At 58.5% G+C, this 26,808-nt stretch carries 25 protein-coding genes, 1 tRNA gene and 1 pseudogene; 19 read left to right on the forward strand and 8 right to left on the reverse strand.

Going from position 1 to position 26,808, the window contains the following annotated elements; genetic code table 11:
* The first annotated feature begins 125 nt into the window (after window positions 1-125).
* From ACFOSS_RS13830 to ACFOSS_RS13875, 10 genes are all read left to right on the forward strand, one after another.
* Window positions 126-410 (forward strand): hypothetical protein, encoded by a 285-nt coding sequence (locus tag ACFOSS_RS13830; protein ID WP_377153493.1) that lies wholly within the window; start codon window positions 126-128, stop codon window positions 408-410.
* Window positions 403-1,989, forward strand: coding sequence for an anthranilate synthase component 1 (locus ACFOSS_RS13835; protein WP_377153495.1), 1,587 nt, complete (start codon window positions 403-405; stop codon window positions 1,987-1,989). Before ACFOSS_RS13830 ends, ACFOSS_RS13835 begins: the two co-directional genes overlap by 8 nt.
* Window positions 1,982-2,584, forward strand: a complete 603-nt coding sequence (locus ACFOSS_RS13840) for an aminodeoxychorismate/anthranilate synthase component II (RefSeq protein WP_377153497.1) — start codon at window positions 1,982-1,984, stop codon at window positions 2,582-2,584. The genes ACFOSS_RS13835 and ACFOSS_RS13840 overlap by 8 nt, the downstream gene beginning before the upstream one ends.
* Entirely contained in the window at window positions 2,577-3,590 is a 1,014-nt protein-coding gene (gene trpD / locus ACFOSS_RS13845; RefSeq protein ID WP_377153499.1) for an anthranilate phosphoribosyltransferase, read from the forward strand. Before ACFOSS_RS13840 ends, trpD begins: the two co-directional genes overlap by 8 nt.
* A gap of 8 nt (window positions 3,591-3,598) precedes the next feature.
* Window positions 3,599-5,002, forward strand: coding sequence for a bifunctional indole-3-glycerol-phosphate synthase TrpC/phosphoribosylanthranilate isomerase TrpF (trpCF, locus tag ACFOSS_RS13850; protein WP_377153501.1), 1,404 nt, complete (start codon window positions 3,599-3,601; stop codon window positions 5,000-5,002).
* A gap of 25 nt (window positions 5,003-5,027) precedes the next feature.
* Window positions 5,028-6,218 carry a tryptophan synthase subunit beta gene (trpB, locus tag ACFOSS_RS13855; RefSeq protein WP_377153503.1) on the forward strand — a complete coding sequence of 397 codons (1,191 nt, stop codon included), beginning with the start codon at window positions 5,028-5,030 and terminating at the stop codon, window positions 6,216-6,218.
* Window positions 6,218-7,027, forward strand: coding sequence for a tryptophan synthase subunit alpha (gene trpA / locus ACFOSS_RS13860; RefSeq protein WP_377153505.1), 810 nt, complete (start codon window positions 6,218-6,220; stop codon window positions 7,025-7,027). The genes trpB and trpA overlap by 1 nt, the downstream gene beginning before the upstream one ends.
* A gap of 121 nt (window positions 7,028-7,148) precedes the next feature.
* Entirely contained in the window at window positions 7,149-7,694 is a 546-nt protein-coding gene (locus tag ACFOSS_RS13865; RefSeq protein WP_377153507.1) for a septation protein A, read from the forward strand.
* A gap of 69 nt (window positions 7,695-7,763) precedes the next feature.
* Window positions 7,764-8,081 carry a YciI family protein gene (locus ACFOSS_RS13870; RefSeq protein ID WP_377153509.1) on the forward strand — a complete coding sequence of 106 codons (318 nt, stop codon included), beginning with the start codon at window positions 7,764-7,766 and terminating at the stop codon, window positions 8,079-8,081.
* 434 nt (window positions 8,082-8,515) lie between these two features.
* Complete coding sequence (locus ACFOSS_RS13875; protein WP_377153511.1) at window positions 8,516-9,463, forward strand: L-lactate dehydrogenase; 948 nt, start codon at window positions 8,516-8,518, stop codon at window positions 9,461-9,463.
* Window positions 9,464-9,515: 52 nt separating this feature from the next.
* On the opposite strand, the gene cysQ is transcribed toward ACFOSS_RS13875, so the two are convergent.
* Window positions 9,516-10,277 carry a 3'(2'),5'-bisphosphate nucleotidase CysQ gene (cysQ, locus tag ACFOSS_RS13880; protein WP_377153513.1) on the reverse strand — a complete coding sequence of 254 codons (762 nt, stop codon included), beginning with the start codon at window positions 10,275-10,277 and terminating at the stop codon, window positions 9,516-9,518.
* Window positions 10,278-10,500: 223 nt separating this feature from the next.
* Between cysQ and ACFOSS_RS13885 the strand changes: the two genes are divergently transcribed.
* The gene (locus tag ACFOSS_RS13885) at window positions 10,501-10,830 is read left to right on the forward strand and encodes a ComEA family DNA-binding protein (protein ID WP_377153515.1); all 330 of its coding nucleotides are present in this window, start codon (window positions 10,501-10,503) and stop codon (window positions 10,828-10,830) included.
* A gap of 137 nt (window positions 10,831-10,967) precedes the next feature.
* Complete coding sequence (galU, locus tag ACFOSS_RS13890; protein ID WP_377153517.1) at window positions 10,968-11,876, forward strand: UTP--glucose-1-phosphate uridylyltransferase GalU; 909 nt, start codon at window positions 10,968-10,970, stop codon at window positions 11,874-11,876.
* Here the strand turns inward: galU and ACFOSS_RS13895 are convergent.
* Window positions 11,873-12,019, reverse strand: coding sequence for a hypothetical protein (locus ACFOSS_RS13895; RefSeq protein ID WP_377153519.1), 147 nt, complete (start codon window positions 12,017-12,019; stop codon window positions 11,873-11,875). The two genes, galU and ACFOSS_RS13895, sit on opposite strands and share 4 nt — an antisense overlap.
* A gap of 162 nt (window positions 12,020-12,181) precedes the next feature.
* On the opposite strand from ACFOSS_RS13895, the gene ACFOSS_RS13900 reads away from it, so the two are divergent.
* Window positions 12,182-13,588 carry a peptide MFS transporter gene (locus ACFOSS_RS13900; RefSeq protein ID WP_377153521.1) on the forward strand — a complete coding sequence of 469 codons (1,407 nt, stop codon included), beginning with the start codon at window positions 12,182-12,184 and terminating at the stop codon, window positions 13,586-13,588.
* A 78-nt stretch (window positions 13,589-13,666) separates the two neighbouring features.
* Here the strand turns inward: ACFOSS_RS13900 and ACFOSS_RS13905 are convergent, their stop codons facing one another.
* Together ACFOSS_RS13905 and ACFOSS_RS13910 are read right to left on the reverse strand one after the other, a co-directional pair.
* Window positions 13,667-13,831 carry a rubredoxin gene (locus tag ACFOSS_RS13905; protein ID WP_377153523.1) on the reverse strand — a complete coding sequence of 55 codons (165 nt, stop codon included), beginning with the start codon at window positions 13,829-13,831 and terminating at the stop codon, window positions 13,667-13,669.
* A 58-nt stretch (window positions 13,832-13,889) separates the two neighbouring features.
* Window positions 13,890-15,113 carry an iron-containing alcohol dehydrogenase gene (locus ACFOSS_RS13910; protein WP_377153525.1) on the reverse strand — a complete coding sequence of 408 codons (1,224 nt, stop codon included), beginning with the start codon at window positions 15,111-15,113 and terminating at the stop codon, window positions 13,890-13,892.
* Window positions 15,114-15,618: 505 nt separating this feature from the next.
* Here ACFOSS_RS13910 and ACFOSS_RS13915 point away from each other — a divergent pair.
* Window positions 15,619-15,694: transfer RNA gene (locus ACFOSS_RS13915), tRNA-Thr, on the forward strand.
* Between the two features lie 274 nt (window positions 15,695-15,968).
* Here the strand turns inward: ACFOSS_RS13915 and ACFOSS_RS13920 are convergent.
* Window positions 15,969-16,184 (reverse strand): annotated as a pseudogene (locus tag ACFOSS_RS13920) (IS630 family transposase); the annotation flags it as partial.
* 334 nt (window positions 16,185-16,518) lie between these two features.
* Between ACFOSS_RS13920 and fos the strand changes: the two are divergent.
* The gene (fos, locus tag ACFOSS_RS13925) at window positions 16,519-16,917 is read left to right on the forward strand and encodes a FosG/FosC2-related fosfomycin resistance glutathione transferase (protein WP_377153952.1); all 399 of its coding nucleotides are present in this window, start codon (window positions 16,519-16,521) and stop codon (window positions 16,915-16,917) included.
* Window positions 16,918-17,031: 114 nt separating this feature from the next.
* Here fos and ACFOSS_RS13930 read toward each other — a convergent pair whose 3' ends face one another.
* Both ACFOSS_RS13930 and ACFOSS_RS13935 read right to left on the reverse strand, forming a co-directional pair.
* Entirely contained in the window at window positions 17,032-18,102 is a 1,071-nt protein-coding gene (locus tag ACFOSS_RS13930) for an ATP-binding protein (RefSeq protein WP_377153527.1), read from the reverse strand.
* A complete protein-coding gene (locus ACFOSS_RS13935) occupies window positions 18,099-18,857 on the reverse strand; it encodes a response regulator (RefSeq protein ID WP_377153529.1) in 759 nt (252 codons plus the stop codon). The genes ACFOSS_RS13930 and ACFOSS_RS13935 overlap by 4 nt, the downstream gene beginning before the upstream one ends.
* 102 nt (window positions 18,858-18,959) lie before the next feature.
* Between ACFOSS_RS13935 and ACFOSS_RS13940 the strand changes: the two genes are divergently transcribed.
* Window positions 18,960-20,162, forward strand: a complete 1,203-nt coding sequence (locus ACFOSS_RS13940) for an efflux RND transporter periplasmic adaptor subunit (protein WP_377153531.1) — start codon at window positions 18,960-18,962, stop codon at window positions 20,160-20,162.
* Between the two features lie 18 nt (window positions 20,163-20,180).
* Window positions 20,181-23,360, forward strand: a complete 3,180-nt coding sequence (locus ACFOSS_RS13945; RefSeq protein ID WP_377153533.1) for a multidrug efflux RND transporter permease subunit — start codon at window positions 20,181-20,183, stop codon at window positions 23,358-23,360.
* A gap of 314 nt (window positions 23,361-23,674) precedes the next feature.
* Here ACFOSS_RS13945 and ACFOSS_RS13950 read toward each other — a convergent pair whose 3' ends face one another.
* The gene (locus ACFOSS_RS13950; protein ID WP_377153535.1) at window positions 23,675-24,793 is read right to left on the reverse strand and encodes an ABC transporter substrate-binding protein; all 1,119 of its coding nucleotides are present in this window, start codon (window positions 24,791-24,793) and stop codon (window positions 23,675-23,677) included.
* A gap of 193 nt (window positions 24,794-24,986) precedes the next feature.
* Between ACFOSS_RS13950 and ACFOSS_RS13955 the strand changes: the two genes are divergently transcribed.
* Both ACFOSS_RS13955 and ACFOSS_RS13960 read left to right on the forward strand, forming a co-directional pair.
* Window positions 24,987-26,042 (forward strand): FecCD family ABC transporter permease, encoded by a 1,056-nt coding sequence (locus ACFOSS_RS13955; protein ID WP_377153537.1) that lies wholly within the window; start codon window positions 24,987-24,989, stop codon window positions 26,040-26,042.
* Window positions 26,035-26,805, forward strand: a complete 771-nt coding sequence (locus ACFOSS_RS13960) for an ABC transporter ATP-binding protein (RefSeq protein WP_377153539.1) — start codon at window positions 26,035-26,037, stop codon at window positions 26,803-26,805. Before ACFOSS_RS13955 ends, ACFOSS_RS13960 begins: the two co-directional genes overlap by 8 nt.
* Window positions 26,806-26,808 lie beyond the last annotated feature (3 nt).

Consider the following 26,808-nt stretch of genomic DNA (forward strand, 5'->3'; position numbering starts at 1 on the left):
TAAAAGAGACTTGACAAACTTCCGGCTTTCTCGTTTAACTGTAGCCACATTGCGGGCAACGCCCGCCATCTTGAGCGACACCGAAGGACATTTCAAATGACACAGCAGTACACCCTGAACATTCGTTGGTGGTGGCACACTCCCTAAAAGCGGGCGTGGGACTTTTGCTATGTCAAAAAACGGTTAAGCAGACAGAATACCCAAAAAAAGCCCGCCAGGAACAGCGGGCTTTTTTATTATCCGGGAAACAGGGACGAGATGAAACCAAAACACCACAAACAGACTTGGCGATGGTGAACACAGGCTTAACAACCGCTTGTTTTTATTCACCTAATAAGGATTTCGCCATGTGTTATTTTTGTTTTTGCCGCCAGCAGGCTCAGCTGAATACCGGAGTTCATCATGACTGAACTCCACCCTCATCATTTGCATGCCCTGTTGTCTGAGGCGGCCTATGTGGCCGACCCGCTGGCCCTGTTCAGCCAGCTGACCCAGGATGGAGACAACAGCCTGTTACTGGAGTCGGCTGAAATAGACACCAAGGCCGGCACCCAGAGCCTGCTGTTGATCGATGCCTGTGTGCGTCTGGTCTGCCGCGGCCTGAACGTCACTGCCGACGCCCTGAATGCGAACGGTCTGGCGGTGCTCGATCGCCTGCAAAGCGGACTGCCGGACGCCGTCATCCAGCGCCGTGATGCAAACCGGTTGACGCTGGACTTTCCGACCATAGACACAGTGCAGGACGAAGACAGCCGTCTCAAATCGCTGTCCGTGCTGGATACCCTGCGCACCCTGCTGACCCAGCTGCATTGCGAACAGGGCCAGGAGGCGATCTTTCTCGGCGGCATCTTCGCCTACGATCTGATTGCCAACTTCGAGCAGCTGCCACAGGTGGCCGAGAGCCTGAATGACTGCCCGGACTTCTGTTTCTATGTCGCCGAAACGCTGATCCACATCGATCACCGTCAGCAATGCACCCAGCTGCGCGCCGTCGCCTTCGGTGGCGAGACCTTTGCCAGCGAATTCCGCCGGCTGGAAGATCGCCTGCGCGCGCTCAAACACAGCTGCGACCATTTTGTCGCCCCGGCGTTACCGGCCGCCTTGCCGCTGGATGGCCATATTCATAGCAATCGCGATGACAAGACTTACTGTGCCGATGTCGAACGCCTCAAGGGCCACATCCGCAAGGGTGACATCTTTCAGGTGGTGCCATCCCGCTGCTTCTCGCTGCCCTGCCCGCAGCCGCTGCTGGCTTACCGTCAGTTGAAGAAGACCAATCCCAGCCCCTACATGTTCTACATGAACGACCGCGACTTCACGCTGTTTGGCGCCTCGCCCGAGAGTGCAGTCAAATTCGAGGCACACAGCCGTCAGGTTGAAATGTACCCCATCGCCGGCACGCGCCGTCGCGGCATCAACGCCGATGGCAGCATCAACCTGGATCTGGATGGCCGCCTGGAGCTGGAGCTGCGTCAGGACGCCAAGGAGACGGCCGAACATCTGATGCTGGTCGATCTGGCGCGCAATGACATAGCGCGCATCAGTGAGCCGGGCACCCGTTATGTGCGTGACCTGCTGAAGGTGGACCGCTACAGCCACGTCATGCACCTGGTGTCGCGTGTCGTCGGCACGCTGCGCCATGATCTGGATGCGCTGCACGCCTATCAGGCCTGCATGAACATGGGTACTCTGACCGGGGCACCGAAGATCCGCGCCTCCGAGCTGATCCGCGATGTCGAAGGTGAACGCCGCGGCAGCTACGGTGGTGCCGTCGGCTACCTCTCCGGTAACGGCGACATGGATACCTGCATCGTCATCCGCTCCGCGTTCGTCAAACACGGTGTCGCCCATGTGCAGGCTGGTGCCGGCGTGGTCTACGACTCGCGCCCGCAAGCCGAAGCCGATGAGACCCGTAACAAGGCCGCCGCCGTACTCAATGCCATCGCGCTGGCCCATGGCAAGACGCTCGCCGAGGTGACCCATGGCTAATACCCTGTTCCTGCTCGATAATTTCGACTCCTTTACCTACAACCTGGTGGATCAGTTCCGCTCGTTGGGTCACTCGGTCCGCATTTACCGCAACAGCCTGCCGGCCGCGCAGATCTATGCGCAGATAGCCGCCTGTGAAGACGACCCTGTACTGGTACTCTCCCCCGGTCCCGGCGCCCCGCATGAAGCCGGCTGCATGATTGAGCTGATTGGCTTGTGCCGCGGCAAGGTACCCATGCTCGGTATCTGCCTCGGTCACCAGGCGATATGCGAATACTACGGTGGTACCGTCGGCTCGGCCGGCGAGATCATCCATGGCAAGACCTCGCAAATCGAGCACAGCGGTGCCGACATGTTCCGCGGCCTCACCAGCCCGCTGCCGGTGGCCCGTTACCACTCGCTGGTCGCCACCTATGTGCCGCCCGAGCTGGAGGTGATCGCCCAGTACCGCGACATGCCGATGGCCGTGCTGCACCGCACCGATCGCGTACTCGGCTTCCAGTTCCATCCAGAGTCGATCATGACCACCGAAGGCGCCCGTCTGCTGACCCAAAGCCTGGCGTTCATCACTAGCCAGGAGACCAGCCATGCATGAAGCCCTCGAACAACTTTATCGCGGCCAGAGCCTGAGCCGGGAAACCCTGCAGCAGTTGTTTGACGTGCTGCTGCGCGGCGAGATGGATCCCATCATCCTCTCCTCGCTGCTGACGGCACTGAAGATCAAGGGCGAGTCGCCAGCCGAAATTGCCGGAGCAGCCAGTGCGTTGTTGGCCGCAGCCAAACCCTTCCCCCGTCCCGACTACGCGTTTTGCGATATCGTCGGCACCGGTGGCGATGGCCTGCACACCATCAATGTCTCCACGCTGTCGGCGCTGGTCGGTGCCGAGTGCGGCATCAAGGTGGCCAAGCACGGTAATCGCAGTGTCTCCTCCAAAACCGGCTCATCGGATCTGCTCGACAAGCTGGGCGTCCGTCTCGACATGAGCCCGGCCATCGCCCGCCGCTGCCTGGATGAAGAGAATGTTTGCTTCCTGTTCGCCCCTCAGTATCACAGCGGGATCCGCCACGCGATGCCGGTCCGCAATGCGCTGAAGACGCGCACCCTCTTCAACGTGCTGGGTCCCTTGATTAACCCGGCCCGCCCAAGCTACCAGTTGATGGGGGTCTATAGCGCCGAGCTGGTACGACCGATCGCCGAAACCCTGCAGCAGCTGGGTCTGCCGCGCGGCATGGTGGTACACGGTGCCGGCCTGGATGAGATCGCCGTGCATGGCAGCACGCTGGTGGCCGAAATCAAAGACGGTCAGATCCGCGAATACACGCTCTCGCCGGAAGATTTTGGTTTGCACCGCTATCCGTTGGATGCCATTCGCGGCGGAGAACCGGATGAGAATCGCCGCATCAGCGAGAACATCCTGCTGGGCCAGGGTAGCGATGCGCAGAATGCCGCCATCGCCCTGAACCTGGCACCGCTGTTGCTGATGGCCAACCGTGTTGGTTCGCTGGCAGAAGGGGCAGAACAGGTACTGGCCACGCTGCAAAGCGGCAAGGTCCTTGAGCGCGTCAGTCGTCTGGCTCAGCTCAGTCATAGCGAGGAGTAAGCGTCACCATGTTGAACCATGCTTCCATCAACGAGACTGTCCTCGGCAAGATTGTCGCCGACAAGCAGCTATGGATTGCCGAGCGCCGCACGCAGCAGCCGCTGGAGAGTTTCCGTGCCGGCCTGCAACCGAGCGATCGCGATTTCGTGGCCGCGCTGCGCCGTGACAGTGCCGTCTTCATTCTCGAGTGCAAGAAGGCATCGCCGTCGAAAGGCCTGATCCGTGCCGATTTCGATCCCGCGGCCATTGCCCGCATTTATGGCCAGCATGCCGCCGCGATTTCCGTGCTGACCGACGAGAAGTACTTTCAAGGCAACTTCGACTACCTGCCGCGCGTGCGGGACCAAGTATCGGTGCCGGTATTGTGCAAGGACTTCGTCATCGATCCCTATCAGATCTACCTGGCACGTCACTATCAGGCTGATGCGGTGCTGTTGATGCTATCCGTACTGACCGATGAGGCCTGGACTCAGCTGGCCGCCGTCGCCGCCGAGCTGAACATGGGCGTACTGACCGAAGTCAGCAATGACGAGGAGCTGGATCGCGCCATCGCCCTGGGGGCGCCGGTGGTCGGCATCAACAACCGCAACCTGCGCGATCTGACCATCGACCTGCAGCGCACCCGCGATCTGGCGCCACGTCTACCCGCGGATCGTATCGTCATCTGCGAGTCCGGCATCTACAGCCACGACCAGGTCAAGGAGCTGGGCCACTATGCCGACGGCTTCCTTGTCGGCTCGTCGCTGATGTCGCAGCCGGATATCGAACTGGCCTGTCGCCAGCTGATCCTGGGGCAGAACAAGGTGTGTGGCCTGACCCGCCCGGAAGATGCCGCCGCCGCCTACCAGGCGGGCGCCGTATTCGGCGGCCTGATCTTCGTGGCCGGCAGCCCGCGCTGCGTCAACCATGAGCAAGCCCGTTGTGTGATGGCTGGCGCGCCGCTGCGCTATGTCGGTGTATTCCGTAACACGCCGCCGGAGACCATAGTGCACGCGGTCAAGGCGTTGGGACTGGCTGCCGTGCAGCTGCACGGTGACGAAAGCCTGGAGGACATCGCCGCACTGCGTGCCGCCCTGCCTGCCAACTGCCAGATCTGGAAGGCGCTGCCGGTAAGCGGCACCTTGCCGAGCGAGGCCATGGCCCGTTATCAGCCGCAGGTCGATCGCCTGCTGCTCGACACGCAAGTCGGCCAGCACAGCGGTGGCACCGGCCAGCGCTTCGACTGGTCCCTGCTGGCCGGAATCGACAAACAGCACATCATGCTGGCCGGTGGCATAGGACCGGACAACGCGACCGAAGCGGGCCGGGTTGGCTGCATCGGTGTGGATTTGAATTCGGGCGTCGAAAGCGCCCCCGGCATCAAGGACGCCGCCCTGTTGCAACGCGCCTTTGCCGCCCTGCGTGCCCGTTGATGGCACCCCAAGAGGAACTTACAGAATGTCTCAGTTAAATCCGTTTTTTGGTGAATTTGGCGGCATGTATGTGCCGCAAATCCTGGTCCCTGCGCTGTTGCAGCTGGAACAGGCCTTTCTCGATGCCCAGGCCGATCCGAGCTTTCATGAGGAGTTCCGCGCCCTGCTGACCGAATATGCCGGCCGGCCGACGCCGCTGACCCTGTGTCGCAACCTGACCAAGGGCACCAAGACCCGGCTCTACCTCAAGCGTGAAGACCTGCTGCACGGTGGCGCCCACAAGACCAACCAGGTGCTGGGCCAAGCCTTGCTGGCCAAGCGCATGGGCAAGACCCGTATCATCGCCGAGACCGGTGCCGGTCAACACGGCGTGGCTACCGCCCTGGCCTGTGCCCTGCTCGATCTGCCATGCCGCGTCTACATGGGCGCCGTGGATATGGAGCGCCAGAAGCCGAACGTGTTCCGCATGCGCCTGATGGGGGCCGAAGTGGTCGCCGTCACCGCTGGCTCCTCCACCCTCAAGGATGCCTGTAACGAGGCGCTGCGCGACTGGACCGCCAACTACGAAGATACCCACTACATGCTGGGTACCGCCGCCGGCCCCCACCCCTTCCCGACCATAGTGCGCGAGTTCCAGCGCATGATCGGTGAGGAGGCCAAGGTGCAGCTGCAACAGGTCGAACACCGCCTGCCCGATGCCGTCATCGCCTGTGTCGGCGGCGGCTCCAATGCCATCGGTATGTTTGCCGACTTCATCGACGAAGCCGGCGTGCGCCTGATCGGCGTCGAGCCGGGTGGTCATGGCATCGAAAGTGGTGAACATGGCGCGCCGCTGGGCCATGGTACCAAGGGGGTCTTCTTCGGCATGCACTCCTACCTGATGCAGGACAAACACGGCCAGATTGAGGAGTCCTACTCCATCTCGGCGGGGCTCGACTTCCCCTCCGTCGGCCCGCAACACGCCCACCTGGCGGCCACCGGGCGCGCCGAATATGTCTCCATCACCGATCAGGAGGCGCTGGACGCCTTCCAGGAGCTGGCACGGCATGAAGGGATCATTCCGGCCCTGGAATCCTCCCATGCCCTGGCCCATGGCCTGAAAATGGCCCGTGAAAATCCGGAGCTGGAGCAGGTGCTCATCGTCAACCTCTCCGGCCGTGGCGATAAGGACATCTTCACCGTCGCCGATATTCTGCACAAGCAAGGAGCCTTCTAATGAGCCGTTACGCTGACCTGTTTGCCGACCTGGCCGCGAAAAAAGAGGGCGCCTTTGTGCCGTTCGTGACGCTGGGCGACCCGACACCCGAGCTGTCATTGCAGATCATCGATGCCCTGGTAGCCGGTGGTGCCGATGCCCTGGAGCTGGGCATTCCCTTCTCCGATCCGGTGGCCGATGGCCCGACCATTCAGGATGCCACCACGCGCGCGCTGAATGCCGGTACCACCCCCGATACCTGTTTCCAGATCCTCGAGCAGGTGCGTGCCAAATACCCGACGCTGCCGATTGGTCTGCTGCTGTATGCCAACCTGGTCTATGCCAAGGGCATCGATGGCTTCTATCAGCGCGCCGTCGCTGCCGGCGTCGATTCGGTGCTGGTCGCCGACGTGCCGGTCGAGATGTCCGCCCCCTACAAAACGGCCGCCGATAAGGCCGGTATCGCCTCGATCTTTATCGCGCCGCCCAATGGCGACGAAGCCACGCTGCAAAAAGTGGCGGAGCTGGGTTCGGGATACACCTATCTGCTCAGCCGCGCCGGGGTGACCGGCACCGAAACCCGGGCCGGTAAGCCGGTGGGCCACCTCATCGAGACGCTCAAAGCGTTCAATGCCGCCCCCGCGCTGCTGGGTTTTGGCATCAGCGAGCCGGCTCAGGTCAAGGAGGCGATTGCCGCCGGTGCCGCCGGCGCCATCTCCGGCTCGGCGGTGGTCAAGATCATCGAGAAGAACCTGGCCGCCCCGGCCCAGATGCTGACGCAGCTGGAGCAATTTGTGCGGCAGATGAAGGCGGCAACACGCCAGGCGTAATGACCCGCTAACACGCAAGCGGCCTATAGACCCAAGCCCGCCGATGATGACGCGGGCTTTTTGCTTTTTTTCGCCGCACACAGTCGCTAGACTGGGGCCTCGATTTTGATGAGGTACAGGCATGAAACAGTTTTTCGACTTTATCCCGCTGCTGGTGTTTTTTGCGGTCTACAAGTTCTACGACATCTATGCGGCCACCGGTGCCCTGATGGTGGTGACCGTGCTGCAGATCGCCATCACCTGGTTCACGCTGCGCAAGCTGGAGAAGATGCACCTGATTACCCTCGGCATGGTGCTGGTGTTCGGCGGCTTCACGCTGTTCTTCCACAATGACGCCTTCATCAAGTGGAAGGTCACCGTCATCAACCTGCTGTTCTCCGGCGCGCTGCTGGTCAGCCAGCGGGTGTTCAAGAAGCCGCTGATCAAGCAGCTGTTGGGCAAGGAGATGAAGCTGCCGGATGCCATCTGGAATCGGATCAACCTGGCCTGGTCGCTGTTCTTCGCGCTGTGTGCCGCACTCAACACCTGGATCGCCTTTACCATGAGTCAGGAGTTGTGGGTCAACTTCAAGGTCTTCGGCTTGCTTGGCATGACGCTGTTGTTTACCGTGCTGACGGTGGTCTACCTGTATCGCCATCTGCCCGCCGAAGAGAAAGGCTCCGAGTAGCCCATATCACTTAGCCACAGGCGACCCCGGGTCGCCTGTGTTGTTTCTCACGCCAAGGAGTGCATCACCATGTGGTATCTGATTTTTGCCGAGGATGTCGCCGACAGCCTGCCGCTGCGCCAACAGGCGCGCCCTGCCCATCTGGCCCGTCTGCAAGCCCTGAACGCCGAGGGCCGGGTCCTGCTCGCGGGGCCCCATCCGGCCATCGACAGTGACGATCCGGGGCAGGCTGGTTTCACCGGCAGCACCATCATCGCCCGCTTCGCCTCGCTGGCCGAAGCAGAAAGCTGGGCCAACGCCGACCCCTATGTCGCCGCCGGTGTCTATGCCAAGGTCAGCGTCAAGCCGTTGAAGATCACCGTCAAACCGGAACAGGCCTTCTTCTGAACCGCTACGGGTGCGGCGACGCCGTACCCGTGCCTCAGCCGCTGCGGTTATTATGCCCTGCCGACCTCGGTAATATATCGCTGAGGCTGCCATCGTTACCGCCGATGCAATTAATTCATTCAGAAAAAATAAAATAACCAAATAAAATCAAGCACATGACATAAAGCATCGCACTCGAGTTTTATTCTTCTCCGCCCGTCATTGTTCAGTGATTAAATATCCACCAACCAGAATGCACGTTATTTCCCCACCCCTGTCATCATTGACAGATCATTCTCGCCATCCATTGCACTGCGACGATCCATTTGCACTAACACAGACCATGTAAAGTGAATTTATTGCTATATAAGCGGCGCTTTTGCAGATATAAATGTGGCAAAGCTTTTGCTAAGGATCAGGATTGCACTCATTTGAGTGCCTAACAGGAGTCAGTCATGAAAGTTTCGGTGATCGGTGCCGGTGCCGTCGGCGTGTCGGTGTGTCAGTACCTATTACTTAACGGTGCCTGCGATAGTCTGGTGCTGGTCGATCTGAATGCCCAGAAAGCCGAAGGCGAAATCCTCGATTTTGGCCATACCACCTCGCTGACCTTCAGCCGTAATGTGCGTCTTACACATGGCACTTATGCCGATTGCGCCGGCAGCCGTCTGGTCATCATCACCGCCGGGGCACAGCTCAAGCCTGGTCAGACCCGCGACGAACTGGCGCTGATCAATGCGCGCATCACGGTCGAGATTGCCCGCGAACTGGAACAGGTCGCCCCGGAGGCGATTCTGCTGTTTGCCACCAATCCGGTAGATCTGGTCACCCGCTTCGTCATCCGCAACACCAGCTACCCGGCCGAGCGCGTGATCAGCTCCGGCTGTGTGCTGGACTCGGCACGCTTCATGAAAATTGTCGCCGACCGGCTAAATCTGGATCCGAAAAACGTGTTCGGCTATGTACTGGGCGAGCATGGCAAAACCAGCTTCATCCCGTGGAGCCTGACCAACATCGGCGGATTGAGCATGGATGCCTGGTGCGACATGGTCGGCGCGGCGCGCTTCGATCAGGTGGAACTGCTGGAAGCAGTTAAACAGGCCGGCTTCGAGATATTCCAGCGCAAGCAGAACACCAATCATGGCATCGCCGCCAGCCTGTATCGCATCGTACAGGCCATCTTGTTCAACGAGGGCTCCATTCTGCCGGTTGGCGTGCTGTTACAAGGCGAATATGGCCTGGAGGATTGCGTGCTTAGCGTACCGGCACTGGTGGATGGCCGCGGGATTGCGCGCATTCTCAGCTATCCGCTCACCGCACAGGAGCTGGCGCAACTGCACCACTCGGCCCGCTATCTACAACAGCTGGCACAGCAGGTGAGCGCCCAGAGCGGGCTGAACTAACGCACGTCTGCCAACCTGGGGCCGTTGGCCCCAGGTTGCGTAGCGAACGAACTCAAGTGCGCGCAACAAACCACGGATTGAGGATCTCGCTTTTGCCATAGCGCAATGGTTCACCCTCCAGAGTCTCGACATGGCCGCCAGCCCCCTCCACTACGGCCTGCGCAGCGGCAGTATCCCATTCGCAGGTCGGTCCCAAGCGCGGATAGAGGTGTGCACGCCCCTCGGCAAGCAGGCAGAACTTCAGCGAACTGCCGACCGAAACCAGCTCGTACTCACCCAACCCCGCCAGATAGACTTGCGTCTCGGCGGTGAGGTGCGAGCGACTGCCCACCACTTTCAGCACCTGACCCGGCAGCGGCGGACTGACCTTGATCGCCTGTTGCCCCTGATCACTGCGCCGCCAGCTGCCCAAACCGAGGCCCCCCCAGTACGTCAGTCGTTGCACCGGCACATGCACTATGCCGAGCACCGGCCGGCTATGATGAATCAGCGCCAGATTGACCGTGAACTCACCATTGCGGCGGATAAACTCTTTGGTGCCATCGAGCGGATCGACCAGCCAGTAACAATCTGCCGTCAGTCGCAACGCCTTGGCCGCGTCATCGGACTCCTCAGACACCACAGGCCACTGCGGAGTCAGTTGCGACAAGGCATCACAGATGATGCCATGGGCCGCTTGATCGGCCTGGGTCAACGGTGAGGCATCTTCCTTGACTGTTACATTGATCGGGCCATCGTAAACGCCGAGAATCGCCCGCCCCGCCTCTTCAGCCACCCGAATGGCGGACATAATCAGTTTGTCTGTCAGTTGCATGTTCAAACTCCTTGGTATGACACCATTCTATCTGCAACGGCACTGAAGGTCTTATAGCAAAAATCAATGACTTATTGCCGTGTGTATCGCGAGCAGCAAAACGAGACTGCCTGTGCCGGCAGGCGATGACCTCCTCCACTAGCGGATCCGGCAGTCATGGCATGGCCACACCTCCTGCATGCTGATTCTGGCACTTGCCATTACCCCAACACAGGAGAACCTGATGAAACTCAAACAGATCGCCTTTGCCCTGCTGCTGGCCAGCCAGCCGTTTTTCGGCAATATGGTGCTCGCCGCGGATGACCCGGTCGTAGCGCCAGCAACGTCACCAGCCACTGCCATCAGTGAGGTCAGTGGCAACAAGGTCAATATCAATACCGCCACCGCCGAGCAGTTCATGACGCTCAAGGGCATCGGCAAAAAAAAGGCGGAGGCCATCATCACCTGGCGAACTGAACACGGCGGTTTTACATCGCTCGAGCAGTTGGCCGAAGTCAATGGCATCAGTGACCGTTTCGTCACCGAACACCAGACTGAACTGTCATTGAACTGACCGTCAGTAATACGCGCCACAGGCTGACGACGACTCAGTCTGTGGCTTTTTGATGACAGTGCAGGAATACAATTGGACCCGACGCCAAGCTCGGCTATGATGGCCGCGGAGCTACCTCTGCAGAGCAAGGAAGAACAATGAAAAAACAGAATGCTGTTCGCAAAGCTGTATTGCCGGTCGCCGGCCTCGGTACCCGTATGTTACCTGCCACCAAGGCCATCCCGAAAGAGATGTTGCCGGTGGTCGACAAACCACTGATCCAGTATGTCGTGCGCGAAGCCATCGCCGCCGGCATCAAGGAAATTATCCTCGTCACCCACTCTAGTAAAAACTCCATCGAGAACCACTTCGACAAGAGCTTCGAACTCGAAGCCACGCTGGAGAAGCGCGTCAAGCGCCAGCTGCTGGCTGAAGTCCAGAATATCTGCCCGAAGGATGTCACCATCATGCACGTGCGTCAGGGTGAGGCCAAAGGCCTGGGCCATGCCATACTGTGTGCCCGTCCGCTGGTCGGCGACAACCCGTTTGCCGTCTTGCTGCCGGATGTGCTGATCGATGATGTTGCCAGCAATCCGACCACTGACAATTTGGCAGACATGGTGCGGCTGTTTAACGAAACTGCCACCAGCCAGATCATGGTCGAACCGGTACCGCGCGAGCGCGTCAGTGACTATGGTATCGCCAACATCAATGGTGAAACCCTGCACGCCGGGGAATCGCTGCCGATGACCCAGATCGTTGAAAAACCCAAGGTTGACGAGGCCCCCTCCAATCTGGCGGTCGTCGGACGCTATGTGCTGTCAGCCAGCATCTGGCCACTGCTGGAAAAAACGCCCCTCGGCGCAGGTGACGAGATCCAGCTGACCGACGCCATCGCCATGCTGATGGAAAAAGAGGCGGTCAATGCCTACGCGATGAAGGGCAAGAGCCACGACTGCGGTAGCAAGCTCGGCTACATGATGGCGAATATTGAATACGGTATTCGACATAAGGCCATTGGAACCGAGTTCCGCGCCTACCTCAAAGAAGTGGTCGCCAAGCTCTAAATGCCAATACACCCCGCAACGGCAGCTTCGGCTGCCGTTTTTTTTACCCGCCAATCATGACTATCCTTGAACCAGAGCATGTCGCCATCTTGCCGAGGTTGTCCATCCACCTGCAATGTCATGCCGGAAACGTTTGTATCCATGCACGGCGCCATAACGGAACAAAAAACCAGATATTGCAACCAAATGCGAAATAATTAACCGAATAATTGATCGAGAATCTGGATTTTATAACTGGTCTGACATATAAAACTGCCTCCTCCCTGATGGGGAGCACAATAACAACCAGATTCAAGGTGAAGTTCATGTCAAAAGCGACTCCAAGCGCACAAGGCACTCTTTGGGGCCACCCCAAGGGGTTGTTCCTGCTATTTAGCACCGAACTATGGGAGAGATTCTCCTACTACGGCATGCGTGCCCTGTTGGTGCTCTATCTGACTGCCCAAACCACTGCCGGTGGTCTGGGCTGGACCCAGGCCGATGCACTCAAGCTGTACGGCATTTATACCGGCCTGGTCTACATCACGCCGCTGATCGGGGGTTGGTTAGCCGACACCTTCCTCGGCCAACGCCGTGCCATTATCCTTGGTGCCATCATGATGGCCGCAGGTCAGTTCACGCTGGCACTGCCGCACGCCATGTTCCCGGATATGGTCAATCAGGTGTTCTACATCGGTCTGGGCCTGCTGATCGCCGGTAACGGTATGTTCAAACCCAACATCTCCACCATGGTGGGTGACCTGTATGAACAGGGTGATCATCGTCGAGATGGTGCCTTCACCATTTTCTACATGGGGATCAACCTCGGTGCCTTGCTGGCCGGTTTCGTCGCCGGTGCCGTCGCCACCGAATGGGGCTGGCAAGCTGGCTTCGTCGCTGCGGGTATCGGTATGTTGTTCTCGCTGGTCATCCAGACGTTCTTTGCTCAACGTTATCTGGGCGACATCGGCAAGGTACCGGCAGCCAAGCGCTCGGCCGCCCTGCGCAGCACGACGCAGAAAGCACCGTTGACCAAGCAGGAAGTTGACCGCATCAAGGTCATCCTGGTGATGGGTCTGTTTACGATCATCTTCTGGGCTGGCTTTGAACAAGCCGGTGGTCTGATGAACCTGTACACCGAAAACTATACCGATCGCATGATCGGCAGCTTCGAAGTACCGACCGCCTGGTTCCAGTCCTTGAACCCCTTCTTCATCATTACGCTGGCACCGGTTGTGGCGGCAATTTGGGTGAAGTTGGGTCAACGTGAGCCGAGCTCCCCGGTGAAATTCGCCATGGGTCTGGGTTTCCTGGCGCTGGGCTTCCTGTTCATGATCGGGGCAGTACTGGAACAAGGCGGCGATACTAGCGTCAAGACGTCCATGTTCTGGCTGGTAGGTGCCTTCTTGTTCCATACCCTGGGTGAGCTCTGCCTGTCGCCGATTGGCCTGTCAATGGTCACCAAGCTGGCTCCGCTGCGCCTGGCCTCTCTGATGATGGGTGCCTGGTTTGGCTTCGTCGCCCTGGCCAACTACGCTGCTGGCATGATCGGCTCCTTCGTCGGTGAAGCCGGCCCCATGGCCATCTTTGGTGGCATCGCCATCACGGCAATCATCTGCGCAGCTATCCTGCTGGCTTTTGCCAACAAGCTGATCTACTGGATGCACGGCGCCGAAGGCCATGCTGAAGAGCCGCAGCACACGGCCGACGATGTGGTCGTCACCAGTCACTGATGTGACACAGAAAAAATCCAATAAATCAAAACCCCGGCGCGCCGGGGTTTTGTCTATTCAGGCCGGGCCAAGGTGATGTCAGTGCCCTTCGGCCACGAATTCCTCTTTGTCGACCCCGCACTCCGGACAAGACCAATCCTCAGGCAGATCATCCCACAGGGTACCGGGTGGAATACCCTCTTCTGGATCACCGACCGCCTCATCATAGATATAACCGCAGACCTCACATCGCCATCGCTTCATCGTCGATCTCCTGTTATCTACCTTAGTGATGACCATAGCAGCGAATGCAACACAGTGCCTAGATTGCGGCGGCAAGAATGGCACGACTCCGCTCTAGCGTAATATCCTGACGCTCGCCAAGCGGATAGCGGCCATGTTGGTCCAGTTTGGCCACCAGCGCATCCAGGGCCTCGCTGCCGATACCATAGTCGCTCAAGCGGGTCTTCATTCCCAAGGATTCGAAAAAATCCCGAGTGCAGGCGATGGCACTATCGATACGGCGCTGTTCATCGCCTTCCGTCAGCCCCCAAATACGAGCCGCATATTGCAATAGCTTCTGCCGCTTGGCATCACGCTGGGCCGCCAGCAGGCTCGGCAATACCACCGCCAGTGTTTGCGCATGATCAAGACCATGCAACGCTGTCACCTCGTGTCCGAGCATATGCGTAGCCCAATCCTGCGGTACGCCACAGCCAATCAGACCATTCAGCGCCATGGTCGCCGCCCACATCAGATTGGCTCGGGCATCGTAGTTTTCCGGCTCCGCCAAGACCCGCGGCCCCTCCTCTTTCAGGGTCAGCAAGACACCTTCAGCAAAGCGGTCCTGCACCTTGGCATCCACAGGAAACGTCAGGTACTGCTCGAGCACATGCACATAAGCATCAACGATACCATTGGCGGTTTGCTGTGCGGGCAGGGTATAGGTTTTGCTCGGATCCAGGACCGAGAATTGCGGGTAGACCCGTGGTGACGAAAACACCAACTTGTCATGCTGGCTCTTGGTAATCAGCGATACTCCGGCATTGGCACCGTTCGCCGCAGGGAGCGCCACACGCGTGACATTGCGGCTGATGACCGCCCCACAATTCATCTCGGAGCCCGTTGCCGGCAGCGTCAGCACAGTGCCAAATGGCAGCGCTTTTTGCACGGTGGCCCCCCCATCGAGCAGGATATCCCAGGGATCACTCCCCACCCAACAGGCCGCCGCCGCCAGATACTTAGTGCCATCAATGACCGAGCCGCCCCCCACTGCCAACAGAAAATCGATGTTATTTCGACGGATCAACTCCACGGCGGGCATCAAGGTTTCATAACTCGGATTGGGCTCAATAGCGCCGAATTCAAGACAAAATCGCTCGCCCAATGCGGCCTTAACTTCATCCAGAATGCCGAACCGAACGACGCTTCCCCCTCCAAACGTAATCAAGACACGGGCTGCCGCGGGGATCAGATCGCCAATCTGCGCTATCTGCCCCTGGCCAAACAGAATCCTGGTCGGGTTGTGAAAAGAAAAGTTATACATGGTTCTCTCCCGGTTAAGTTGAGCTTTTATGCACTATAACAGGATACGTAACATCCACAAAACTTAGGCATGCACTTATTAATCAAATGGTTGCATTCTTGAATTGTTTTTTTAATGCAATAAAAGCGTTATTTTAATTTAATATCAATAACGCTCGGCAACGCGAGAAGCGATGATGACAGCCCGATCCTTTGCCATTTGCAGCAACGAATCAGGTCTCTTCCATACTAGGTGCGGGACCTGTTTGCTTGGCCTGTTGACGCCCTGGGTGAGTCGCCCTGCCAGGCGGCCAGAATGCAGGTCAGCGGACGACACGGTTCACAGCCGCTAACCTGAGGCTGAGGCTGAGGCTGAGGCTGTACGCATTTTACGCACCGGATTTAGATACCCGGATATCAATGGCGAAAAAACCAGCGAACGCACCAGTTCACAGTGGCAAGCGTGATACAAAGCGCACTTAGGGGATTGATCTGCCTGATAAAGAAGGCAAAATAGGCATCACAGCGCCGGTATAGCTCAGTTGGTAGAGCAGCGCATTCGTAATGCGAAGGTCGTAGGTTCGACTCCTATTACCGGCACCAGTTAAAACAAAGGGTTAGCTTCTTCACGAGGCTAACCCTTTGTGCTTTTTGGCTCCATCCTCCTCCCTGTACCTCTCTGTTGCTAAATAGCTGATCCTAATTTCGCTCCAGTTGCATTAGCCCATGTCCATTACCGGGGAACATTACCGGGGAACGGGACGGTATGGTCCAGGCAGTAAAACACGCGACGTAATAATTCACCCAAGGTGCGGTATTGGTGGTTGCGGATGATCGTTGCATTGAGGGCATGCCACAGCCGCTCAATCTGGTTCAACAAGCTGTACCAGTTCACCCAGCGATTGAGCGATGACCAGCGGCGGCACTGAGCCGAGAGACAGCCGAGACACAGCCGAGACACAGCCGAGACACTGTGCCCGTCAGCAAGGGGCACGATAGCGTTGAGCCTGCGGCAGAGATCTTTATCTTTGGTCCGGTGCATCTTGTTGATGATCCGGCATCGCTCATCGTGGTTGGAGAGTGTTAGTATCATTTCGGGCTCGGCGCGTTTGTCTTTGAATGATTTGGCGACTAATCAGATCGCACTATCGACGCCGTGCCGCCTTGTTTCCTGGATAAATAATCTACATTTCGAAACGGTTATTTAGATCTGTACACTATTGACGGCTCTGTGAACCAGTAGACACCTGTTTATTCCCGTTAACTCACGACAAAGAAATAATAATGATTTATTGGCAAAGCAAATTATATTAGTGAAATACATCATGAACACTATTATCCTTGGCCCAATGCGCCTTGCTCTTGCTCCCTATTTTTTCGCTGCGCAACCCAGTTATTTAATAATGTTATGTTGAATGGAGAAAATGGTGATCTTAGGTTTGAATCATATAACCATTGCTGTCAGTGATGTCGAGCGATCTCTTCACTTCTATCGAGATATTCTAGGGTTTACGGCTCATGTTAAGTGGGACAATGGGGCCTATTTATCGGTTGGCGAGCTCTGGTTTTGTCTTTCTGTCGATGCTCCCTGCCCCAAAAGCGACTATACCCATATCCCCTTTGATATAGCACCAGACGAGTTTGAAGCCTTTGCAAAACGCGTCACTTCATCAGGTGTCGAAGTTTGGAAAGAAAATAAGAGCGAGGGGCAGTCACTCTATATCCTGGATCCTGATGGGCATAAATTAGAAATCCATGCTGGCTCACTTCAAAGCCGACTAGCGTCGTTGAAAATAAAGCCATACAGCGGTCTCGTTTGGCTTTAAATAGGATCCGCAATTAATATCTAAAACAGAGAATTGAATATTTTATATGACGATACTCCCGATGATTTATATCGGGCTATGGCAACATTTAATCCGGCGAATCACTAGTAGAAACTAATGCTGGCCCGCCGTGCCCTGAACGGGCCAGCAGAGTTCGAAGACGCTACCGCCGCTCGGCGCTGGGTAGCAGCGGGCGCTGCCGTGGTGGGCGCTGGCGATGGCAGCGACCACCGCCAATCCCAGGCCACTGCCTGCCGTTTTATCATCGGCAGCCCGACGAAAGGCGGTAAAGATATGCGTCACCAGCTCGGGGGGAACGCCCGGGCCCTGATCCTCGACACACAGATGATAGTGTCCATCCCGCAGCGCACTGCGGACCCGGATCACCCCGGGCAGCGCATAACAGCGGGCATTTTCCAATAACGCCAGAAGCGCCTGCCGGATCCGGGCGGGATCGCAGCGCACAGGACCAGCCATCAGTTCCAGCTCTACGGATTGCTGTGCCTGTTGCAGCATGGGCGCACAGAGCTCGACGACATCCCGGATCTCGGCGGCCAGATCCACGCTCTGCCACTGCAACCGCAGGTGGCCACTCTCCGCGAGACTCACTACCCGCAAGTCTTCCAGCAGGCGCGCCAACCCTTCCACTTGATCCAGCAAGCGATGAAACAGCGCCGGCTCGGGAGCAAACACCCCATCCGCCAGCCCCTGCAATCGCCCGCGCAAGATGGTCACAGGCGTGCGCAGCTCATGGGCGATCGCCGCATTCCAGAACACCTGCTCCTCACTCATCTGCCGCAGTTTGTCCGCCAGGGTATTAAAGTCATCCACCAGATGTGCCGCCTCCCCCAACGAGGGGTCAGCGGCGATCGCCCGTACTTCCAGATCCCCGCGCGCCATGCAGCGGAGCCCTTCGGCGACTGAATTCAGCGGCTGCAGAATTCGCCGCGCCAGTTTGACCGCAACCCCCATAGCCAGCGCCATCGCTGTCAGAACCGTCGCGGCAATCCACGCCCATTCCGGCCAGGAGGGGGCCAGCCCGACCTCGTTCGGCACCTGACTCGGCCAGTAGACGTCCCAGAGATAATAGAACAGGAAGGATCCCAGGATCGCCAACAGCGCGGTGCCCGCGGCGATGAGAATCATCGATAATGCGATCTGACGACTGAGCCCTTCCAGCTTCATTCTGCCCCCTGCAACCGATAGCCCACGCCGCGCACCACGACCGGAATGCCGTGAATATCCAGCGCTTCGAGCTTTTTGCGCAGCTTGCTGATATGGCTATCCACGGTGCGCTCCAGTGCATCCCCCTCGGGTAAACAGGTGGCCAGCAGCTCGGCACGGCTGAAAACCCGTCTGGGCGCCCGGGCCAGTTGGGCCAGCAGCCGGAACTCGGTCAGGGTCAGCGCCAGCGGGCGATCGCTGGCGTTGACCTGAACGCTGACCTCGTGGGAGTCCAGATCGATGTGAAATGGCGGTACGCGTAATACCGAGTGGGCCTGACGGAGAGACTGGTTGCCGGCCCGACGCAACACGGCCCGCACCCGGGCCACCACCTCGGCAGGGTTAAAGGGTTTCACCACATAGTCATCGGCACCAATCCGCAGCCCGGTCAGCTTGTCGATATCCTGATCCATGGCGGTCAGCATGATGACCGGTGTCTCGCCGCGATGACGCAGTTCGGATAACACGCGCCAGCCATCGAGCTTCGGCATCTGCACATCCAGCAATACCAGATCCGGTTTGAGTTGCAGGTGCAGATCCAGTGCCCGCTGACCATCTGCCGCCTGGACGGTCCTGAGTCCATCCCGGGCCAGGTAAGCCACCAGGATGTCGGCAATCTCCGGCTCATCCTCGGCAATCAGGATCAGCGGCTGAAGGGGCGGCACGGGGGTTTGCAACGGGGGATCCGCAACGTGAGGCATTTTTTTAATCTCCATCAGATCTCCATAGTAGCGCAGCAGAAACCCCAATTTCGACATTTAGACTCGCGGAGTAGATCCAGGCATCCATCGTCGTCGGGTCTCACTTCAGGAGATCGCATGAAAACCAGACCACGCTATACCCCGAGCCGCTACTTGTTTCTGCTGGTGCTGCTGGCGGGCTGTCGCCCCCATGATGCCGTTACCGTCGAGGCGACGCCCCGGGTATCCGCCCTGACACTGGCCCCGGTGGCACTCGATGTCACGGAGGAATTACAAGGACGGGTGACGGCCATCCGCGCAGCCGAGATCCGGCCCCAGGTCAGCGGCATAGTGCAGAAGCGGCTGTTCGAGCAGGGCAGTGAAGTGACCGCCGGCGAGCCACTGTTTCAAATCAACCCCCGCCCGTTCCAGATCGAGGTGGATTCCGCCGCGGCCGCCCTCAAGCGCGCCGAAGCGACCCTGGTGCGCGAGCGTTTACAGGTCAAACGACTTGAGCCGCTATTACGGACCGAGACAATCAGTCAGCAGCATTACGATGATGCGGTCTCGACCCGGGATCAGGCCGCCGCCGATGTGGCCCAGGCCCGAGCCAATCTGGACCGGCGACTGCTGGATCTGCAGTTTGCCACTGTGGTGGCGCCCATTTCCGGACGGATCGATCAGAGCCTGATCTCCGAAGGCGCCCTGGTCAGCAGCAGCGATAGCTCGCCTCTGGCGCGGATCCAGCAGATCGACCAGGTCTATGTCGATGTCCGCCGCCCGGCCTCCTCCCTGGATACCTTGCGCGAAGCCCTGGCTCAGGCTCAGGCTCAGGCTCAGGCTCAGGCTCAGGCTCAGGCTCAGGCTCAGGCTCAGGCTCAGGCTCAAGATCAGAGCGGTCTGCCCGTGGCGCTGCTGCGCAGCAATGGCCAGCCCTACCCCGAATCCGGCCGCATCCTGTTCTCGGGGGTCAGCGTCGATCCCGGCACCGGCGACGTGCTGTTGCGCATTCTGGTCGATAACTCGCAGCGGCGATTCCTGCCCGGCATGTTTTTGCGAGCACGGGTGCCGCAAGCCCGTTACCCCCATGCCCTGACCATTCCCCAGCAGGCTGTGGTCCGCAGCGAAGGCAAAGCCTATGTGTGGACTATTTCGGCGCAGCGCAAGGTTAATCGTCGCGCCATCACCCTTGCCGAGCTGGTGGCTCAGCACTATCGGGTCAGCGCAGGCCTTCGGGCAGGCGAGCGCATCGTTGTCGCAGGCATGGAGCGGCTGAGCGAAGATCAGCTGGTTGCCGTGCAGGACTGGACGCCCACCAACGCCAGCTCGCTCCCCCACTAGCCGCCAGAGGATCCCTGCATGCCACACTTTTTTATTCAACGTCCGGTTTTTGCCTGGGTTATCGCGCTGTTTATCGTGCTGTTCGGGATCCTGGCTATCCCGAAGTTGCCGATCGCCCGCTACCCCTCGGTCGCGCCCACCTCGGTCAGCATCTATGCCACGTACCCGGGGGCGACACCGCAAACCATGAACGACAGCGTTCTTGGGCTGATTGAGCGCGAGTTGTCCAACGTCAAGGATCTGCTCTATTTCGAATCCTCGGCGGATACTTCGGGCTCGGCGACCATCACTGCCACCTTCAAGCCGGGAACCAATGCGGATTTGGCCCAGGTGGATATCCAGAATCAACTCAAGGCTGTTGAATCGCGCCTGCCTCAGGCCGTCCGGCAGAGCGGGCTGACCGTGGAATCCGCCTCCTCCGGATTTTTAATGATCGTCGGCCTTAAATCGGAAAGCGGACAATTTGATGAGACCGAGTTGAGCGACTACATGGTGCGCAATGTGGTCGACGAGTTACGGCGGGTGGAGGGTGTCGGCAGGATCCAGATGTTCGGTGCGGAAAAAGCGATGCGGATCTGGGTCGATCCCACCAAGCTGCTGGCATACGGTCTGACCATGAACGACCTCTCATCGGCCATTAGCCAGCAAAACATCCAGATAGCCCCTGGCAGCATCGGCGCCGCCCCCACGCTGGCCGGACAGACGATCACGATCCCGCTGACCATCGAGGGACAGCTAAGCCGCGTCGAGGAGTTTGCCAATATCGTGCTGCGGGCGACGACTGACGGCGCCAAAGTCGTGTTGGGCGATGTGGCACGAGTAGAGCTCGGTGCCCAGTCCTATGGCTTTATCAACCGCGAAAACGGCAAGAATGCAACGGCAGCGGCGATTCAGCTGGCACCGGGCACCAATGCCGTCATCACCGCCGACAAGATTGCCACCCGGCTCGACGAGTTAAGCCTCAGTTTGCCCGCAGGAATGAGCTACTCGATCCCGTTCAATACCGCACCCTATGTCAAAGTCTCCATAGAGAAGGTGCTCTACACCCTGCTCGAGGCCATGGCGCTGGTATTTCTGGTGATGTATCTGTTCTTGCAGGATGTGCGCTATACCCTGATCCCGGCCATAGTGGTGCCTATCGCCTTGCTGGGCACCTTCAGCATCATGCTGGTGAGCGGATTCTCCATCAATGTGCTGACCATGTTCGGCATGGTGCTGGCTATCGGCATCATCGTCGATGATGCCATCGTGGTGGTGGAAAACGTCGAGCGGTTGATGGCCCGGGAGGGTTTATCCCCCAAGGCCGCCACCGCCAAAGCGATGCAGGAGATCACCGGCGCCATCATCGGCATCACGCTGGTATTGACCGCGGTGTTTATTCCCATGGCATTGGCCAGTGATTCGGTGGGCGTGATCTATCGACAATTCACCCTGTCGATGGCGGTCTCCATTCTGTTCTCGGCCTTCCTGGCCCTGACGCTGACCCCAGCCCTGTGTGCCACCCTGCTCAAACCTGTGCTGCGGCCCCACGGCTCCGGCCAGGGAATTTGGGGGCGGTTCAACCGTGGTGTGGAGCGGATGACCGAAGGCTATGGCCAGAGCGTCCAGACCCTGCTGGGGCGCGCCGGTCGCGTCATGCTGGTGTTTGGCCTGCTGTCCCTGGTGCTGGTGCTGGCATTCCGGCAACTGCCCTCCGCCTTTTTACCGGAGGAGGATCAGGGCTACTTTGTCACCAGCATCCAGCTGCCCGCCGAGGCAACGGCGGAGCGCACGCTGGCCATCGTCAAACAATTTGAGCAGCATGTGTTGTCCCGTCCGGCCATCGACTCCACCATGGCGGTGGTTGGCTTCGGCTTCTCGGGATCTGGCACCAACACAGCCCAGGCCTTCACCACGCTCAAACCGAACGCCGAACGAGGCAGCTCCTCCACCCGGCAGGAAGTCGCGCTGGCCGACGCGGCCATGGCGAGTGCGCCCGAGGGACAAGTGATGAACCAGATGCCGCCCTCCATTGACGAGCTGGGTACCCATTCCGGCTTTACCTTCTATCTGCAGGACAGAGCCAATCGGGGATATGCGGCACTGAAGGCGGCGGAGGCGCGTTTGCTGGCCCTCGCCGCAGAAAACCCGCACCTGTCGGAGGTCATGACGGCTGGCTTGCCACCCGGAACCACCATTCATCTGGCGATCGATCGCCAAAAGGCCGAGGCCCTCGGGGTTTCCTTTACCAGCATCAGCGATACCCTCTCCACGGCGATGGGATCCCTCTATATCAATGACTTTCCCAACGCCGGCCGGATGCAGCAGGTGATCATGCAAGCCGATGCTTCGGCACGCATGCAGCTGGAAGATGTGTTGAAGCTCTATGTACGCAACCTGAACGGCGGCATGGTGCCCTTGTCCGAGGTGGTGATCCCCCGCTGGCAAGATGGCCCTTTGCAGCTGATGCGCTATCAGGGCTACCCCGCCGTTTTGATCTCGGGTCAGGCCGCGGAGGGCGTCACCAGTGGGGAGGCCATGGCAGAGATGGAGCGTCTGGCCGAACAGTTGCCCAAAGGCTTCACCATCGACTGGACCGGGCAATCCTTGCAGGAGCGCAGTGCAGCAGCGCAAGCGCCCTGGCTGATGGCATTGTCGATGGGGGTGGTATTTTTGGTGTTGGCCGCGCTGTATGAAAGCTGGTCCATCCCCTTAGCTGTGATGCTGGTTGTGCCCTTGGGCCTGCTCGGTGCCGTGCTGGCGGTCTTGCTGCGGGATCTGCCGAATGATGTGTTTTTCAAGGTAGGCATGATCACGGTCATCGGCCTGTCCGCCAAGAATGCGATCCTGATTGTCGAGTTTGCCAAGCAACTGCATGAACGGGGACACACGCTGATATCGGCCGCCGTCGAGGCCTCGCGTTTGCGCTTGCGGCCGATCCTGATGACTTCGCTGGCCTTTGGCCTGGGCGTTATTCCGCTGATGCTGGCGACGGGTGCCAGTGCTGAAACCCAGCACGCCATCGGCACCGGCGTATTTGGCGGTATGGTGAGTGCCACCCTGCTGGCGATCTTCTTTGTGCCGGTCTTTTTCGTGGTGGTCATGGCTCTGCAGCAGCGGCTCCAGGCATGGCGCTCATCCGCGTCCCCGGATCCGCAGCCCGCCTCCTCAATGAACCAGCAGCAGAGAGTGCTTGAAGAAGACAGCCCCGCACACTGAGCGTTGAAAACTCCCCGAACCTGCGTCCGGTTTGAAAGCCGGACGCAGCTATCCCTTACACCGGGAGCCCGGTGTAAGGTGATCACTAGCTCTATACAGTCAGTTTTTGTTTTTGCGTGATCCCACCCAGCCCAATATTCAGGCGTTCGTGATTATCTGTCCACATCCAGGCGATTGAGTATTCCTGCACCTCGTTGCTCTATTAGGATAGAAATGGCCCAGCCAGTCATAGCAGACCATCCGGTTAAATCGCTCTATATAGCCGTACCGCCATGAAGGGTACGGCATTGACCGGATGCCATCGATTTGCAGACTCAGGAGGCGGTTGGCTCTATCCCTAACATGAAGGTCCCTTGTGGGCGAATCGGTAGATATTGCTGATAAAAATTCAGGTAAGTCGCCAAGGGATCCAGATCGGCAAACAGATCGGGATACAGCGCCTTGGCCATAAACTGCATCAAGGCCGCATCCATAATGCTGCGGGTGGCGCCATGGTAGACGGCATACACGCGGTGATTCTTCACGGCAGGCAAGTTGGACCAACCGGCGCGCTGCGTGAAACCTTTCAGACGACGCAGCACATTATCGGCAGCAATGTCCTGACCCACTTGCATGGCCTGAGGGCTGACCACACTTTCATAGCCGGCCATCAGGATGACATCGGGTTTGCTGGCCAGGAGTTGCTCCGGGTGGATGGTGCCCCAACTCTCGACAAATGGCGCGGCAATGTTGTCGCCACCTACCAATTCCGCCATCGCGCCCCACATATTTTTACCGTAGGTGTAACTGTATTCTGACGGCCCCTTATCTCCCAGTTCGATGTAGATCTTGGGTTTGGCAACATGAGCCGCGGCCACGCGTTCGCGAATGGTGGTGACGACTTGCTCATACGCCCTGGCTATCTGTTCGGCGCGTTCGGGTTTGGCCGTCAGTTGGCCCAGGATCCGCGTACTGGCCACATGGCGTTGCAGGGTCTGCGCATTGTAGTCAATAACCACAACCGGAATGCCGGCCTGCTCCAGTCGCCCTAATTCGGACCCCAGCGCCTTGAATTGCCAATCAGCCAGTAGCACCACATCCGGTTTGCTGGCCAGCACCTTTTCTATCGAGAAGGTCTGATCCTGCACATTACCGACATCCGGCACCCGGGCCAGCTGCGGCTTGCTGGCCAGATACATATTCCAGATGGCAGGCCGCGATTTGATAAACCAACCGCTGGAGATCCCCGCCAAATGATCGAAAGCCTCATCACCACCGACAGCAAAATAGTCTTCGATATAAAAACCGAGCAATACACGTTTGGCCGGTGTTTCGACGCTGACTTTTCGCCCCAGCACATCTTCAATGATCGTGGGTTTGGCCAAAGCCAGACAGGAGCAAAGACAGAGAGTTAACAGCGAAGTGACTTTAATTATTGCGTTTTTCAGGGGCATAACGTCCTCAAAGGAGTGCTAAAGATGTAGATAATAGTTATCATTATAATGATTCTCACAAGACGCTGAGAATATCAATCCCAATCTGCCTACCCGATGACATGCGGCTCCAGGACGCGCTCGGCATGGTCGCGTCGGGTTTCTCGGGCTTGTTTATCTGTCGAGGTTAATGTCGTGAGTTGGAGAGTTTGTCATGGCTGAGGTGGCAATGCTGGAACAGGCGCTGGTTCAGCAACGTCAGCGCGAGGCCCGTCGTTGGCGTTTTCTGGCTGCGTTTATCGTGCTGATTGTGATCACCCTGTTGTTAGATATCGCAACCGGTCCGTCCCGGTTGCCGTTGCTCGATGTGGTGCACACCTTATGGTCACCCGCCAACACCGACGCCATGACCCGAACCATTGTGTTCGAGATGCGCCTGCCCATTGCGCTGATGGCACTGGTCGTCGGAGCCGCTCTGGGATTGGGCGGCGCCCAGATGCAAACCTTGCTGGATAACCCGCTGGCCAGCCCCTTTACGCTCGGCATCGCCGCGGCCGCGGGCTTTGGCGCAGCGCTGGCGTTGGTGGTGAATAGTCTATTCGGTCTGGAGTCTCTGCTGAGTATTCCGCTAGGGGCATTTTTGTTCAGTATGCTGGCTGCCTCGATGTTGTTCGGATTGGCACTGATGCGCCATGTCAACAGTCAGACCATCATACTGGCGGGGATCGCCCTCCTGTTCCTGTTCCAGTCCTTGCTCTCGTTGCTGCAGTTTGTCTCTTCGCCGGAGCTCAATCAGCAGATCGTATTTTGGTTGTTTGGCAGTCTGATGCGGACCACATGGGACTCCTTGACCATCACGTTCGTCATCACACTGGTGTGTAGCGTGCTGCTGTATCGTGATGCCTGGAAGTTGACCTGTTTACGTCTGGGTGAGGCCCGCGCGCGCAGCTTGGGAGTCAACATCAACGCGTTACGGATCAAGACGCTGGTGCTGGTAGCGCTGATGACGGCAACCGCCATCAGTTTTGTCGGCATCATCGGATTTATCGGTCTGGTTGCACCGCATATTGGCCGCATGTTGATCGGCGAAGACCAGCGCTTTCTGATCCCGCTCTCTGCACTTTGTGGCGCCGCTATGTTGTCGATGTCTTCAGTGATATCCAAATCCATTGTGCCAGGGGCCCTGTTCCCGATCGGCATCGTGACCGCCATCATCGGCGTGCCGTTTTTTATTTGGTTGATTTTGGGACGGGGACGCAAGCATGCTTGAATTCAGCCATGTCGCGGTTGCCCTGGGGAAACAGCTACTGTCCCGCGACCTTTGTATGCAGCTCTCTCCCGGGCGGCTGCATGTGATTATCGGCCCCAACGGTACCGGCAAGACCAGCTTGTTGCGGGCCTTGTTCGGTGAATTACCGCTGCAGGAGGGCACGATCCGCTTTAATGGCCACACCCTTGCCGACCTGGGGGCCAACCGGTGGCGACAACAGTTTGGCTATATGCCACAAAATAACCAGCTGGAGCTCGAGCTGAGTGTGCTGGAAGTGGTGGTCCTGGGGCGGTTGCAAAGTCTCAAATTACGCTTGAGCGATGATGATCTGCGCGCCGCCATGACGGCACTCCAAAGTTTGGGGATGGCGCATCTGGCGGATCGTCCGATGAGCACCCTGAGTGGCGGACAGCGTCAGATGGTACTGTTCGCTCAGGTCCTGCTGCGGGAGCCGCAGATCATGCTGCTGGATGAGCCGGTCAGTGCACTGGATTTGCAGCACCAGATGCAACTGATGGAACATCTGCACCATCAAACTCGTCAGCGAAACTGGATTAGCCTGGTGGTGTTGCATGATCTGAATCTGGCGGCTCAATTTGCCGATGAGCTGATCGTCCTTGCCGATGGTCGCCTGCAAGCCATGGGGCCCCCTTCCGAGGTGCTCACCGAAGCGTTGATCAGTCAGCTGTACCAGGTACCGGTGCAGATCCACCATGATGCTGCAGGCTTGCCTTACATTCGGACTCTACGGCGAGCGAGCTGAAGC

Origin of the sequence: Pseudaeromonas sharmana, from assembly GCF_042649925.1 — a bacterium.
GTDB lineage: Bacteria > Pseudomonadota > Gammaproteobacteria > Enterobacterales > Aeromonadaceae > Pseudaeromonas > Pseudaeromonas sharmana.

Coding starts and splice junctions, on each gene's coding strand:
- galU (WP_377153517.1), top strand. CDS start 10,968: ATGAAAAAACAGAATGCTGTTCGCAAAGCTGTATTGCCGGTCGCCGGC.
- ACFOSS_RS13895 (WP_377153519.1), bottom strand. CDS start 12,019: ATGGATACAAACGTTTCCGGCATGACATTGCAGGTGGATGGACAACCT.
- ACFOSS_RS13940 (WP_377153531.1), top strand. CDS start 18,960: ATGAAAACCAGACCACGCTATACCCCGAGCCGCTACTTGTTTCTGCTG.
- ACFOSS_RS13865 (WP_377153507.1), top strand. CDS start 7,149: ATGAAACAGTTTTTCGACTTTATCCCGCTGCTGGTGTTTTTTGCGGTC.
- ACFOSS_RS13910 (WP_377153525.1), bottom strand. CDS start 15,113: ATGTATAACTTTTCTTTTCACAACCCGACCAGGATTCTGTTTGGCCAG.
- ACFOSS_RS13835 (WP_377153495.1), top strand. CDS start 403: ATGACTGAACTCCACCCTCATCATTTGCATGCCCTGTTGTCTGAGGCG.
- ACFOSS_RS13905 (WP_377153523.1), bottom strand. CDS start 13,831: ATGAAGCGATGGCGATGTGAGGTCTGCGGTTATATCTATGATGAGGCG.
- ACFOSS_RS13955 (WP_377153537.1), top strand. CDS start 24,987: ATGGCTGAGGTGGCAATGCTGGAACAGGCGCTGGTTCAGCAACGTCAG.
- trpCF (WP_377153501.1), top strand. CDS start 3,599: ATGTTGAACCATGCTTCCATCAACGAGACTGTCCTCGGCAAGATTGTC.
- ACFOSS_RS13950 (WP_377153535.1), bottom strand. CDS start 24,793: ATGCCCCTGAAAAACGCAATAATTAAAGTCACTTCGCTGTTAACTCTC.
- ACFOSS_RS13875 (WP_377153511.1), top strand. CDS start 8,516: ATGAAAGTTTCGGTGATCGGTGCCGGTGCCGTCGGCGTGTCGGTGTGT.
- trpA (WP_377153505.1), top strand. CDS start 6,218: ATGAGCCGTTACGCTGACCTGTTTGCCGACCTGGCCGCGAAAAAAGAG.
- trpD (WP_377153499.1), top strand. CDS start 2,577: ATGCATGAAGCCCTCGAACAACTTTATCGCGGCCAGAGCCTGAGCCGG.
- ACFOSS_RS13960 (WP_377153539.1), top strand. CDS start 26,035: ATGCTTGAATTCAGCCATGTCGCGGTTGCCCTGGGGAAACAGCTACTG.
- ACFOSS_RS13840 (WP_377153497.1), top strand. CDS start 1,982: ATGGCTAATACCCTGTTCCTGCTCGATAATTTCGACTCCTTTACCTAC.
- ACFOSS_RS13935 (WP_377153529.1), bottom strand. CDS start 18,857: ATGGAGATTAAAAAAATGCCTCACGTTGCGGATCCCCCGTTGCAAACC.
- ACFOSS_RS13885 (WP_377153515.1), top strand. CDS start 10,501: ATGAAACTCAAACAGATCGCCTTTGCCCTGCTGCTGGCCAGCCAGCCG.
- ACFOSS_RS13870 (WP_377153509.1), top strand. CDS start 7,764: ATGTGGTATCTGATTTTTGCCGAGGATGTCGCCGACAGCCTGCCGCTG.
- ACFOSS_RS13930 (WP_377153527.1), bottom strand. CDS start 18,102: ATGAAGCTGGAAGGGCTCAGTCGTCAGATCGCATTATCGATGATTCTC.
- ACFOSS_RS13945 (WP_377153533.1), top strand. CDS start 20,181: ATGCCACACTTTTTTATTCAACGTCCGGTTTTTGCCTGGGTTATCGCG.
- cysQ (WP_377153513.1), bottom strand. CDS start 10,277: ATGCAACTGACAGACAAACTGATTATGTCCGCCATTCGGGTGGCTGAA.
- ACFOSS_RS13900 (WP_377153521.1), top strand. CDS start 12,182: ATGTCAAAAGCGACTCCAAGCGCACAAGGCACTCTTTGGGGCCACCCC.
- trpB (WP_377153503.1), top strand. CDS start 5,028: ATGTCTCAGTTAAATCCGTTTTTTGGTGAATTTGGCGGCATGTATGTG.